Origin of the sequence: Vibrio sp. LQ2 (assembly GCF_023920125.1) — a bacterium.
Lineage (GTDB): Bacteria > Pseudomonadota > Gammaproteobacteria > Enterobacterales > Vibrionaceae > Vibrio > Vibrio fluvialis.
The window spans coordinates 3,952,312-3,966,323 of record NZ_CP085308.1; the positions used below are offsets into that span (position 1 = coordinate 3,952,312).

The following is a 14,012-nucleotide window of genomic DNA, read 5'->3' on the forward strand; positions in this document are numbered from 1 at the left end:
AATTCGATAATGCTGCTTTCTTTTTGCGTGTTATCGATTTTTTATCCTCTCAATGTTGCTTTTCTGTGAAATATTTGCCAAATTGATGACCTTGTAAATTGCCAGAATAATGTACTGGCAAGAATGGATTCACTTGTACTCGTTGCCCCCACGCCATTTTGTGCTGTGGGCACCGAGTCGCAGACAGGGCAGAAAACTGCCGAAGCAGTAGAGGTCTGGTTTAGATGTCACTTTTAGAAGTTAAAAACCTTCGTATTGAATACCCATCACGTCATGGCGTACACGCTGCGGTAAAATCGCTGTCGTTCAACATTGAGCGTGGCGAGATCGTTGGCGTAGTGGGCGAGTCCGGGGCGGGTAAATCGACCGTCGGCAATGCGATCATCGACTTGTTGAGCCCTCCGGGCACCATCGCTGGTGGTGAGGTTTTTCTTGATGGTCAGAAAATCTCCGGCTTGTCCGCTGAGAAGATGCGTGCTGTACGTGGGTCTAAAATTGGCTTTATCTTCCAAGATCCAATGACTTCCCTAAACCCACTGTTTACCGTTGAGCAGCAGCTCAAAGAGACCATTCACGCCAACATGAAGGTGAGTGATGACGAAGCGTATCAACGTGCGCTGTCTCTGATGAAACAGGTGGGGATTCCTCAACCGGAAAACCGTCTTAAACAATACCCGCACCAATTCTCGGGCGGTATGCGTCAGCGCGTGGTGATTGCGATTGCACTGGCGGGCGAGCCGGATCTGATCATTGCCGATGAACCGACAACGGCACTGGACGTGTCCATTCAGGACCAGATTCTGAACCTGATCCGCGAGTTGTGTATCAAGAACAATGTAGGCTGTATGCTGGTTACGCACGACATGGGTGTGGTGTCGAATGTCACTGACCGTGTTGCGGTAATGTACCGTGGTGACTTGGTAGAATTTGGCCCGACGGCGAAAGTGCTGGGTGACCCGGATCATCCTTACACCCGCAGTCTGATTTCGGCCGTACCACGTTCTGATGTCAAACTGGATCGATTCCCGCTGGTCACCTACATCGAAGATGTTGCTGAACATAAAACGCTGGATATCAAGAATCACTGGTTGGGACAGAGTCAGGATCAGCGCAAATACACGGGACCACTGCTGAAAGTGGAAAACGTGAACCTGCGTTTCGTGACCAAAGATTCGCTGTTTGAAAGCCGCCGTGAATACGTGCAGGCATCAAACAATGTCAGTTTTGACGTGTTTGAAGGGGAAACTTTCGGTCTGGTGGGCGAATCTGGTTCAGGTAAATCGACCATTGCCCGAGTGATTGCCGGCTTGTATGAGCCGAATGATGGTCGCGTGACGTTTGAAGGTATTGACCTCACGGCACTGAAATCAGAGAAAGAACGCCGTCCGATGCGTCGTCAGATGCAGATGGTGTTCCAGAACCCTTACACCTCAATGAACCCGCGTATGAAGATTTTTGACATCATCGCGGAGCCGATTCGTTTCCACAAACTGACCAACAGTGAAGCGGAAACACGTCAAATCGTGAGCGACCTGCTGGATCACGTTGGTCTGGGACGCAAATCGGGTGTGAAATACCCGCACGAATTTTCCGGCGGTCAGCGCCAGCGTATTTCGATTGCGCGCGCACTGGCAACCCGTCCACGTCTGTTGATCTGTGATGAACCGACGTCGGCGCTGGATGTATCGGTTCAGGCTCAAATCCTGAACCTGCTCAAAGATCTTCAGGATGAGCTGAATCTGACCATGCTGTTTATTAGTCACGATTTACCGGTGATTCGCCAGATGTGTGATCGCGTGGGTGTGATGAAGATGGGGACGCTGCTGGAAGTGGCGCCGACCGAACAGCTCTTTAATTCACCGTCGCATGAATACAGCAAACAACTGATTTCCTTGATGCCTGAATTTACAGGCTTGAGAGAAGATGTAAAAACGGCTTAAAGCCGTACTGGATTACCCATCCTTCGGGATGGGGATTGATAAACAGAAGCAAATACAACAACTAGGGATTCGGATTCCCGCATAAGGAGTTATGCAATGAAAACCATGAAAAGCAAACTAGTAGTGGCTTTAATGGCAGCTGGCTTGAGCTTTGCGGCAAGTGCTGCAGACATCACAGTGGCTTACGACGCAGACCCAGTGTCTCTCGACCCGCATGAGCAGCTGTCAGGCGGCACGCTGCAACTGTCTCACATGGTGTTTGATCCACTTGTTCGTTACACGCAAGACCTGGATTTTGAACCACGCCTGGCAAAAAGCTGGGAACGTCTGGATGACAAAACCGTTCGTTTCCACCTGCGTGAAGGTGTGAAATTCCATTCAGGTAACACAATGACTGCTGACGACGTGGTATGGACATTCCAACGTCTTCAGAACTCTCCAGATTTCAAAGCGATCTTTGAACCGTACGAGAAGATGGTGAAAGTTGATGACAACACCGTTGATCTGGTTTCAAAAGGCGCATACCCACTGGTTCTGCAAACCGCTACTTACATCTTCCCAATGGACAGCAAGTTCTACACGGGTAAGACTGAAGACGGTAAAGACAAGAGCGAAATCGTTAAGCACGGTAACTCGTTCGCATCAACGCACATTTCAGGTACTGGTCCGTTCATCGTGACTCAGCGTGAACAAGGCGTGAAAGTTGAATTCGAACGTTTCAAAGATTACTGGGACAAAGATTCAAAAGGTAACGTGGATCACCTGACTCTGGTACCAATCAAAGAAGACGCGACTCGCGTTGCTGCGCTGCTGTCTGGCGACGTAGACATGATTGCACCGGTTGCTCCTAACGACCACAAACGTGTGGAAGAAGCGAAAGGTGTTGATCTGGTGACTCTGCCAGGTACTCGTATCATCACGTTCCAAATGAACCAGTCTAGCAACGAAGCGCTGAAAGACGTACGCGTTCGTCAGGCGATCGTTTACGCGATCAACAACGAAGGTATCGTTGACAAGATCATGAAAGGTTTCGCGACAGCAGCTGGCCAGCAAAGCCCTAAAGGCTACGCAGGTTACAACCCTGAGCTGGTTCCTCGCTACGATCTGAAGAAAGCGAAAGAGCTGATGAAGGAAGCGGGCTACGAGAAAGGCTTCACTCTAACGATGATCGCACCGAACAACCGTTACGTGAACGATGCGAAAGTGGCACAGGCTGCTTCTGCGATGCTGTCTAAGATCGGCATCAAAGTTGACCTGAAAACCATGCCTAAAGCGCAATACTGGCCTGAGTTCGACAAATGTGCGGCAGACATGCTGATGATCGGCTGGCACTCAGACACAGAAGATTCAGCGAACTTCTCTGAATTCCTGACTATGACTCGTAACGAAGAGACAGGTAAAGGTCAGTACAACTGTGGTCACTACTCAAACCCAGAAGTCGACAAGCTGGTTGAAGCGTCAAACGTAGAAACCGATCCGGCGAAACGTGCACAGATGCTGCAGAAAGTTGAAGCGACGCTGTACAACGACGCAGCGTTCGTTCCTCTACACTGGCAGAACCTGGCTTGGGGCGCGAAATCAACTCTGGATATCAAACCAATCGTCAACCCGATGGAATTCCCATACTTCGGTGACTTGGTGGTTAAACAGTAATCACGTTCTTCGTTCGTGAATAGGGCCTCCAGAGCTTCGGTTCTGGAGGCCTGTTTAAAGCTTTGGTACTTAACTTTGTTTCAGTCGGGTTAGGTGCCATTTTTGAGACTGAAGTTAGTTCACTGGCGGTGCGTTGACCCGCGGTGAATTCGTCATGGAAAGTTAAGGGGCAAGGAATGTTTTCGTTTCTGGTCAAGCGCCTGTTTCAGGCACTGATAGTGATGTTTGTGATCAGTTTGGTGGCGTTTGCCATTCAGGATAACCTGGGCGATCCGCTGCGTGAGCTTGTCGGTCAATCGGTTTCGGAAGCAGAGCGTCAAGCGCTGCGTGACGAGCTGGGCCTCAACGATCCTTTCGTTACTAAATACGCTCGTTTTGTTACCGCTGCTGTGCACGGTGATTTGGGCACATCCTACTTCTTCAAGCGTCCTGCGGTTGAAGTGATCCTCGATAAACTGGTAGCGACGCTGGAACTGGTGTTCGGTGCTTCGTTAATCATTGTTATCTGTTCGATTCCGCTTGGGGTGTATTCGGCAATACATCCGAAAAGCTTCTTTACCAAACTCATTATGGCGGGCAGTAGTATCGGTATCTCGATCCCGGTGTTCCTGACGGCCATTATGCTGATGTATGTGTTCTCGATTGAACTCAACTGGCTACCGTCCTACGGCCGGGGTGAAACCGCCAACTGGCTGGGCTGGGATTCGGGCTACTTTACACTTGATGGTCTGGCGCACCTGATTTTACCGTGTGTGTCACTGGCGTCGATCATGCTGCCGCTGTTCATCCGTCTGGTTCGAGCGGAAATGCTCGAAGTGTTGAGCTCGGAGTACATCAAGTTCGCGACTGCAAAAGGTCTGCCAATGAACAAGATTTACTACCAGCACGCGCTGAAAAATACCATGCTGCCAGTGTTGACCGTCGGCGGGGTGCAAATCGGTACCATGGTGGCGTACACCATTCTGACCGAGACGGTATTCCAATGGCCGGGTACGGGCTTCTTGTTCCTTGAGGCGATCAACCGTGTTGATACGCCACTGATCACCGCTTACGTTATTTTCGTCGGCCTGATCTTCGTGGTCACCAACACTATCGTTGACCTGTTGTATGGTCTGATCAACCCAACCGTTAACCTGACTGGTAAAGGAGCATAATCATGAGTCAAGTAGCTGCTGCTCCTTCACGTTGGGAGCGTTTCAAACAATCCGATTTTCTGTACTACTTCCTGCGCGACAAAGTGGCGATGTTCAGCTTTACCGTGTTTATGGTGGTGCTGGTACTGTCTCTGGTGTCGCCGCTGGTGGCGCCGACCAACCCGTATGATTTGTCATCCATCGACATCATGGACTCTGAATTGCCACCATCATGGATGGCTGACGGTGATGCCCGCTTCCTGCTGGGTACCGACAACCAAGGCCGCGATATTCTGTCGACGATTCTTTACGGATCGCGTTTGTCGCTGACCATCGGCTTCCTTGCTGTGGCGCTGCAATTGTTCCTCGGCATTGTGATTGGTCTGTCTTCGGGTTACTTCGGTGGCCGTATCGACAGCTTCCTGATGCGTTTTGCCGATGTGCAACTGTCGTTCTCGACCATGATGGTCGCGATCATCGTTTCTGCCATCTTTAAAGCCAGCTTTGGTAGCGAATTTTACAGCGAATACGCGGTGATTATGCTGGTGGTAATCATCGGTGTGGCGGAATGGCCGCAGTACGCGCGTACCATTCGTGCATCGGTATTGGCTGAGAAGAAGAAAGAGTATGTTGAAGCGGCACGAGTGATGGGCTTTAAATCGCCTCGCATCATGTTCCGCCACATTCTGCCAAACTGTCTGTCGCCAATTCTGGTGATTTCAACCGTACAGGTGGCAAATGCCATCATGTCAGAAGCGGCACTTTCTTTCCTTGGTCTGGGTTTGCCGGTTGACCAACCGTCACTGGGATCGCTGATCAGTATCGGTTTTAACTACATCTTCTCCGGTTCATGGTGGATCACCATCTTCCCGGGTATCGTACTGGTGACGCTGGTGCTGGTGATTAACCTGCTAGGCGACTGGTTGCGTGATGTATTTAACCCGAAAATCTATAAAGGGTGATCAGAGTCGATTGATTTTGTTCACATAACCTACCTAAACTAAGAGTCGTAAGTGATTACGGCTCTTTTTTTGCATCTATCGCTGAACATTGAGCAGTAACCATTGTCACTAAGAATAGGATAACTATGGATATGAGAGTGGTCGTGATGCCTAAAATCAGCCATCGAGTTCTATTAAGTCTGTCCTGCTGTACCGTTCCGCTATTCTCACTACCGGTGCACGCCAAGGACTTTCTATGCGATGCCACACAAGCGTCGAGTAATCAATTGCCTGTGCTGGATAAAGCCTGCCCTATTGGGCAAGGTTTGTGGGGAAACTCGGCCCCGAAAAAGAGAGACTCGAATTTCTGGATTCAGTGTGGCTTGCTGAAGGAGCCACTGCCGGTCGATAAAGCCAAAGTGCTGTATCAGAAAATCTCAACGGACGTCTGGATGAAGCCGGAACAGAAAGGCCAGCGTTGCCTGATTGGGCCGTACACCGATTACGCACAAGCAAAGAAAGACCTGGCTGGCGTGCGTAGTGTGCCGGGCTATAAAGAAGCGTTTATTCGTGAGGTGCGTAAGAACGGCAGCGAGGCGGCCGGAGTGGCTGCGCCAGTGAAAAAGCCTGCCCCTAAACCAGCGCCGAAAGCGGAAAAGGTTGTCAAAGCGACACCAGTTAAAGTGGCACCCGTTGCCGCGCCTGTTACCAAACCTGCGGCACCTGCACCTACTGGCAAAACGCTACAGACGCCACCGAAAGCCGCGAGTTCAGGCGGTGATGTGGTGATCCGTCATCAGACCGCATTGAATGGTCTCACCTATGTGGTGCCTTACACCATGGCGGATAACGTGCAGTTTTACATGGAGCACAATCTGGCGTGGAACCGCCTCAGCTATGACGATGCGGAGAAATTGTGCCGCAGCCAAAGCATGCGCCTGGCGACGGAAGAGGAGTGGAAACAGCTGCTCAGCTCCAAAGTGATGGAAAAAGAACAGTGGCCGGTCTATCTGCCTTACTGGGGATTCAATAAAAAAGGATTGTTTACCAGCGGCAAGATTACCAACCTCAAAGGGACGTCGCTGCTGAATGTGTTGTGCGTTAAATAACCGCAAAACAGTCAAATAAAAAAAGCCCAGTGAAATCACTGGGCTTTTTTGTACTGAGCGTTCAGGTTAGGCGTCTTTTGGAATCTTATGTGGTTTAGTGCGGAACAGTTTCATCACCATCACAAAGAACACTGGTACGAAGAAAATCGCCAGAATCGTGGCGGCCAACATACCACCGACCACACCCCAACCAATCGCGTTACGGCTGGCAGCACCAGCACCCGTGCTCAGTGCCAGTGGCAGTACGCCAAGGATAAACGCGAACGAGGTCATCATGATCGGACGCAGACGCATACGACATGCTTCTACGGTCGCTTTGACCAGATCCATCCCTTCGTCATACAGGTCTTTGGCGAACTCGACGATCAGGATGGCGTTCTTCGCCGACAAACCAATGGTCGTCAACAGACCCACCTGGAAGTAGATGTCGTTCGACAGCGCTTTAACAGTAGCCGCGGCAATCGCCCCGAATACACCCAGCGGAACCACCAGGATGATGGAGAACGGTACACTCCAGCTTTCGTACAGAGCTGCCAGGCTGAGGAAGACGATCAGAATCGACAGCGCATACAACAGCGGAGCCTGAGAACCTGATTCAATTTCCTGATAGGACGCGCCAGTCCACTCCAGGCCAATACCTTGTGGCAGCTGAGCAACGATATCGCGAATCGCTTGCATCGCTTCACCGGTACTCTTACCTGGCGCCGCAGAACCCTGAATGTTGACCGCCGACACCCCGTTGAAACGTTCCAGACGTGGTGAGCCAAATGTCCACTCGGTGGTTGCAAACGCATCAAACGGCACCATATCGCCATCCGAGTTCGCCACATGCCACAGCTTTAAGTCATCCGGATTCATACGGTACGGCGCATCGGCCTGCACGTACACTTTCTTCACACGACCGTTGTCGATGAAGTCATTGACGTAGCTCGAACCCAGTGCCGTTGATAGGGTAGAGTTGATGTCAGATACCGACACACCCATCGCCATCGCTTTTTCGTAGTCGATGTTGATGCGGAATTGCGGCGTATCTTCCATACCGTTCGGACGCACGGATGTCAGGTTCGGGTTGCTGGCTGCCATACCCAGTAACTGGTTACGCGCGGCAATCAGCTGCTCGTGGCCAAGGTTACCGTTGTCGGTCAGATACGCATCGAAACCACTCGCACTACCCAGGCCTTGAATCGCAGGGACGTTAAACGAGAAGATTTGCGCTTCTTTGATCGGTGCAAACGCAGGGTAAGAGCGGCCGACGACGGCGCTGACCGACAGCGCTGGATTGGTCCGTTCGCTCCAGTCTTTAAGGCGAACGAACGCCATACCCATGTTCTGACCTTGACCCGCGAAGCTGAAGCCCGCGACGGTAAAGACCGATTCTACTGCGTCTTTTTCATCTTCGAGGAAGTGCTTACGCACTTTATCCATCACTTGCAGAGTCTGTTCTTGCGTCGAACCGACCGGCAATTGAACGATAGACAGGAAAATACCCTGATCTTCTTCTGGCACGAATGAGGTTGGCAGACGCGTCCACAAGGTCGCCAGAACGCCGACGATCGCCGCATACACCAGCATGTAACGAATACGCTGATTGACGCCGCGGTTTACCGTGTTCTGATAGCCTTGCGTACTGCGGTCGAACCATTTGTTAAACCAAGCCAGCGGGCCGCGATGAACGTGGTGATCTTCGCCTTTTTTGATTGGCTTAAGCAGGGTCGCACACAGCGCTGGCGTCAGAATCATGGCCACCAGTACCGACAGCACCATGGACGAGACAATGGTGAGCGAGAACTGACGATAAATCGCACCCGCCGCGCCACCGAAGAACGCCATCGGAATGAATACCGCACTCAGTACCATTGCGATACCAACCAGCGCGCCGGTGATCTGACTCATCGACTTACGGGTGGCTTCACGTGGCGACAGGCCATCTTCGCTCATCACCCGCTCAACGTTTTCCACCACAACGATGGCATCGTCAACCAGAAGGCCGATGGCGAGCACCAGACCAAACATCGTCAGGGTGTTGATCGAGAAGCCAAACGCCGCCATAACCCCGAATGTACCCAACAGAACCACAGGGACTGCGATGGTTGGAATCAGGGTCGCACGGAAGTTTTGCAGGAACAGGTACATCACCAGGAAGACCAGTACGATCGCTTCAAACAGCGTATGTACCACTTCTTCAATCGAGATTTTGACGAATGGGGTGGTGTCGTATGGGTAAACCACTTCAATGTTCGCCGGGAACATTGGCTGCAGTTCTGCCAGACGCGCTTTCACCGCGGTTGCGGTTTCCAGAGCGTTGGCACCCGTCGCCAGTTTAACCGCGATACCCGATGCGTATTTACCGTTGTACAGCGCGACGGCTTGATAGTCTTCTGCACCCAGTTCAACACGAGCGACATCTTTCAGACGAATTTGCGCGCCGTCGGTGTCCACTTTGAGCAGAATGTTTTCAAATTCTTTCACGGTGGTGAAGCGGCTTTGCGCGGTAATCGTGGCGTTAAGCTGCTGACCTTGCAGAGACGGTGTTGCCCCCAACTGACCCACAGAAACCTGTGTGTTCTGCGCGCTGATGGCCGATTTAACCTGCGCCGGCGTTAACTGATAGTTGTTCAGTTTGTTCGGATCCAGCCAGATACGCATTGCGTGCTGAGCACCAAACACCTGCACTTCACCGACACCCTGAACTCGGCTGAGCGGGTCTTTGACCTGCGATACCATGAAGTCCGCGATTTCGGTGTTGTCCATGCTGCCATCGCTGGAAATAAAGCCGACCACCATCAGGAATGAGGTCGAGGATTTCGCAACGGTAATCCCTTGTTGAGTCACTTCAGTTGGTAGTGTCGCTTCGGCCAGAGACAGTTTGTTCTGTACCTGTACCTGCGCGATGTCCGGATCGGTGCCTGATTCAAAGGTCAGCATGATGCTGAAGTTACCCGCAGAGTCACTGGTCGCCGACATGTAAAGCAGGTTGTCGATACCGTTCATGTTCTGCTCGATGGTCTGGGTTACGCTGTTTTCCACCGTTTCCGCAGAGGCACCTGGGTATGAACCCGAAATCGACACCGAAGGCGGCGCGATATCCGGGTATTGCGAGACAGGCAGTGTCATGATCGACAACACGCCCGCTAGCATGATGATAATGGCGATCACCCACGCAAAGATGGGGCGATCTATGAAAAATCGAGCCATGTCTTATTGTTCCTTAGAAGCTTCCAGGACGTTAGGAGTGACATTGCTGCCCGCACGAACTTTCTGCAGACCTTTTACAATCACTTGTTCACCCGCGTTCAGACCTGAGTCCACCAGCCATTGATTGCCAATCGTGCGATTTGCAACAATGTTGCGGCTCTCAACCTGGTTCTGATCGTTAACGATCAGGACCGAAGCCTGACCACGCGCGTCGCGGCTGACTGCAGATTGAGGGATCAGAATACCGTCATCGCGGTGTTCAGTCGGAACCGAGGCACGCACATAAAGACCTGGTAACAGGAACTGATCCGGGTTTGGAATGGTTGCGCGCACATTCACCGTACCGGTTTTCTCGTTCACCGATACTTCAGCAAATTGCAGCGTCGCACGCTGTTCAATCGGCGTACCGTCATCCAGGAACAGCTCAATACCACTCAGCTCTTGATTGCCTTTACCCGCTGACTGGCGCAGCTTCAGCAGTTCATTACTTGGCTGAGACAGGTCAACATACAGCGGATCCAATTGCTGAATGGTGGCCAGCGCATCAGTTTGGTTAGCGGTAACCAGCGCACCTTCGGTGATCAGCGTACGGCCAATGCGACCTGAAATCGGCGCGGCAATTTTGGTGTAACCTAAGTTGATTTGCGCAGAGTTCACGTTGGCTTTTGATGCTTCTACCGACGCTAGCGCCTCTTTGTAGCTCGCCTGTGCATCTTCGTAATCCTGTTGGCTGACAGACTTCTTCGCCACCAGTTCACGGTAACGCTTCGCCTGGAATTCAGCCTGAGCCAGAGTTGCTTCTGATTTGGCTAAGTTGGCTTTGGCACTGGCCAGCGCCGCTTTGTAGGTTGAAGGATCGAGTTCAAACAGAACATCGCCCTTGTTCACCATGCTGCCTTCAACAAACAGGCGGTTGGTGACAATACCGCTCACTTGCGGACGTACTTCGGCAATGCGGTATGCACTGGTACGGCCCGGCAGTGTGCTGGTGACTTCAACGGGTTGGGTGTTAATCTTGACCACATCCACCGCAACTGGCGGCGGCGCGCCGTTACTGGCGGCTTGTGGTGTGGCTTCTGGCTGACATCCAGCAAGCGCAACTGCGGCAACAATTGCGGTTAGCCATTGTTTAGAAAAGGCTTTACCGTCGCCCATAATCTCTCTCTCCTTTACCACTTCGAACGCATTAAACTCAGTGATCCATTCTGGTATACGTACAACCCACCACTCAGATTCACAGGCTTAAATGTCTTTGTGAGAATGCTAAAAAATCGCAATGCCTCTCGACAAGATAATGTAACCACAGTTAACAACGGGTTAAGAATCGTAATGAATTGGCTGCTGACAGAACTCTGTCATTTATTGCACAAATGGACAAGTAAATTTTACTATACAAACGGACAATTAATTTTGGGTGTCTACTTTGCGACCATTTTGAGCGAATGATTGTCGCACTGAATGCACTTTGATGCATGTGCATTTTTGTTCTCTGGCATTTTTCTCATTCTTAGAAAAGGGTGATCTAAAAGGAGGAAAGCGGCTCTTTGTAGGCAAGAGCCGCTTGGGAGAGAAGCGCTCAGCGACGTTTGAGCCGTTGCCATCGGGGTAGATACTCACTCAGGCGCAGCGCAGCGCGTTCAGCCATCAGGCTGGGTTGCGGAGTGCGCTGTTGCTCCTGGCGCGCATAACGGTGCAGCAGTTCAATGGTAGCCTGCGGCGACTGATTCAGCGCATGTTGCAGCCGCTTTAACCACACCTGATGGCGTTGCTGGTGGTATTCACTGGTGCTATGGCTGGCGATTTGTTGCCAATGATGCAGGCACTGGCCGAGCAGCACCAGAGTCAGCCCGGTCTCACTGTGTTCTGCCCAGTTGAGGCCGTTTTTGCGTGTCATCGCGATCAGCTTTAGAACCCGGTGTTTCATGCGCGCCTGCCAGAAATTAAACGGCGTGCCGTGTTGAATCAGGCTCGGCAGAGCATGCCACATCGCTTCCATGAGCAGCTGCTGCCGGCGCACCAGATTGGTCGGGAAAATCAGTTTGAACGCCAGCAGCGCCAGCATCGGACCTGCCACCACTGCCAGAGCCATCACGATGGCATGGGTGCTGTCCGCGCTGTAAGGTTGCTGCGGATGAGAAAGCAGCAGAAAGATCATGAAATAATCCATCGAACCGGAGCTGAGGCGACGGTGACCAAATGGCACCACGCCCAGCAGAATAAACGGAACCATCATCAGCAGCATCTGCCACTCGTTGGCGGCCAGCGGCCATAGCCACAACTGACAAATCAGGTTGGCGGCCGCGCCGACCAGCTGCCACCAGAAAATGTGGGTCATAATCAGCGCTGGATTTTCAAAAGTGGAAAACAGCGTCACCATCACCGATGCTCCCAGCAATACGTACGCGCCAACCGGCGAGCCTGATAACGCCCAGCCAAGGCCGAGCATGACCATTAAGCTGGTGGTGCGGTACATCGCCTGACTGGCGCCGACCCAATCGCGGTGCAGCACCACATTACCGCTGACCGAATAGTTGTCGAGTTTACCGCGTTCACGAAATGTGTGACGTCCGCTTAACGCTTGGCCCAGTTCGGTCAGGGCTTGCGACAGCGTCAGATCATCACACGCTTCATTCGCCAGTTTTAAATGTGTCACGACCTGTTCGAGCGGGGATTGGAGTTCATGCACATTGATCGCCTGCTGGATTTGAGTCACGAATTCCTCGCCGTCAATCCGGGTGCGTTGATGGGTCAGCCAGGTCAGGATCGAGATCAGAGAAAACACCACCGAACGCAGCGACTGCACCGAACGTCTTGAGCGCAGCGAACCGGCACTGTGCGGTTCCAGCGCTTCTTCGATCTGCGCGGCTTCGAGCATCAGGTGCTCCAGTGGTTGCGAGAACGGCTGCTGACGCGCGTGCTGCAATAGCGCTTGCAGAACGGAGATAGTCAGGGTTCGCACCCGCCACACCAATGCATCTTCATCACTTTTACGGGCAAACATCAGGCCGACCAGCAGAGCGATGATAACGCCCGTCAGTACCGTGAGCAGGCGGTCCATGCCGAGCTCAAGCATGTTGGTCTGATTGGCGGTACCGAGCAGCGCCACCAGCGAGGCCGAGTAGCCAGACAACAGCGTCGCGTAACTGAACAAACCATGAATCACATTGCCCGCACCGGCGCACAACCCGACCCACAACGATAAGCCGAGAGCCAGCAGCAGAATGTTGTCACCCGCCAGGTACACCAGCGCAACCCCGGCCAGGGTGCCAATCACGGTACCGACAAAACGGAACAGGCTTTTTTCCAACAGCATACCGCGCCCCGGTTGCGACGCCGCCCATACAGACATCGCTGCCCATTGCGGATGCTCCAGACCAAGCTTCCAGCCGATAAAAAGTGCCAGACACGATGCCAGCGCAGTGCGCAGTGCAAAGGCAAGACGTCCGGAATCGAGTCCCAGATTTGCAAGTTGAGCTTTCATGATTTGCCCTCAGCAATCAATGCTTGAATTTGGTGATCAGTCCGTCGAGTACTTCCAGCATCACGTCAATCTGCTCATCGGACACATCCGCCAACATCTCCGTTTCTATCTGCAGCAGCTCTGCACGCAGCGCGCCTACTTGTTCGCGCCCGGCGTCAGTCAGATAAATGCGTTTTGCCCGGCGATCATGACTATCCGCCTGACGTTCAATCTGCCCTTTCTGCTCCAGCGTATCTAATAAGCGTACTAGGGTTGAGCCTTCCATGCCGACTGATGCCGCTAAATCTTTTTGGCTGATACCATCACCAAACTCATCCAGGTGCAGCAATGGTGCCCAACTGATGTCTTTGATGCCTGCATGCGCAAGGCGTTGATCGAGATGACGGCGCCACAGACGGGCGGCAATAGAAAACTGAATTCCAAATTTTTGTCGGGACATAATAGTTCTGATTGATATAGTTTGAATTCAAACTATATGGGGAAAGTCGAGCAGAATCAACGCGCGATTTAACCAGAACGCCAAACAGCAGGCATAAAAAAGCCCCGCAGCAAGTGCAGGG

General features: G+C 52.2%; 9 protein-coding genes. 5 read left to right on the forward strand and 4 right to left on the reverse strand.

The annotated features are described in order from the left end of the window. Window positions 1–224: 224 nt before the first annotated feature. The 5 genes from LGV68_RS18345 (at window position 225) to LGV68_RS18365 (ending at window position 6,776) form a co-directional block, all read left to right on the forward strand. On the forward strand, window positions 225–1,940 hold the full coding sequence (locus LGV68_RS18345) for an ABC transporter ATP-binding protein (protein WP_020433571.1): 1,716 nt from the start codon (window positions 225–227) through the stop codon (window positions 1,938–1,940). A gap of 96 nt (window positions 1,941–2,036) precedes the next feature. Then, window positions 2,037–3,593: an ABC transporter substrate-binding protein gene (locus LGV68_RS18350; protein WP_020332739.1), complete on the forward strand. Its 1,557-nt coding sequence runs from the start codon at window positions 2,037–2,039 to the stop codon at window positions 3,591–3,593. Between the two features lie 176 nt (window positions 3,594–3,769). After that, on the forward strand, window positions 3,770–4,747 hold the full coding sequence (locus LGV68_RS18355; RefSeq protein WP_004728362.1) for an ABC transporter permease: 978 nt from the start codon (window positions 3,770–3,772) through the stop codon (window positions 4,745–4,747). Between the two features lie 2 nt (window positions 4,748–4,749). Then, window positions 4,750–5,688: an ABC transporter permease gene (locus LGV68_RS18360; RefSeq protein WP_020332740.1), complete on the forward strand. Its 939-nt coding sequence runs from the start codon at window positions 4,750–4,752 to the stop codon at window positions 5,686–5,688. Window positions 5,689–5,813: 125 nt separating this feature from the next. Next, window positions 5,814–6,776 (forward strand): SPOR domain-containing protein, encoded by a 963-nt coding sequence (locus tag LGV68_RS18365; protein WP_158125567.1) that lies wholly within the window; start codon window positions 5,814–5,816, stop codon window positions 6,774–6,776. A gap of 66 nt (window positions 6,777–6,842) precedes the next feature. Here LGV68_RS18365 and LGV68_RS18370 read toward each other — a convergent pair whose 3' ends face one another. From LGV68_RS18370 to LGV68_RS18385, 4 genes are all read right to left on the reverse strand, one after another. Then, window positions 6,843–9,971 carry an efflux RND transporter permease subunit gene (locus LGV68_RS18370; protein WP_020332513.1) on the reverse strand — a complete coding sequence of 1,043 codons (3,129 nt, stop codon included), beginning with the start codon at window positions 9,969–9,971 and terminating at the stop codon, window positions 6,843–6,845. Between the two features lie 3 nt (window positions 9,972–9,974). After that, window positions 9,975–11,126: an efflux RND transporter periplasmic adaptor subunit gene (locus LGV68_RS18375; protein ID WP_020332514.1), complete on the reverse strand. Its 1,152-nt coding sequence runs from the start codon at window positions 11,124–11,126 to the stop codon at window positions 9,975–9,977. 421 nt (window positions 11,127–11,547) lie between these two features. Beyond that, complete coding sequence (locus LGV68_RS18380; protein WP_222749993.1) at window positions 11,548–13,452, reverse strand: FUSC family protein; 1,905 nt, start codon at window positions 13,450–13,452, stop codon at window positions 11,548–11,550. 16 nt (window positions 13,453–13,468) lie between these two features. Further along, window positions 13,469–13,891 carry a MarR family transcriptional regulator gene (locus tag LGV68_RS18385; RefSeq protein ID WP_222737115.1) on the reverse strand — a complete coding sequence of 141 codons (423 nt, stop codon included), beginning with the start codon at window positions 13,889–13,891 and terminating at the stop codon, window positions 13,469–13,471. Window positions 13,892–14,012 lie beyond the last annotated feature (121 nt).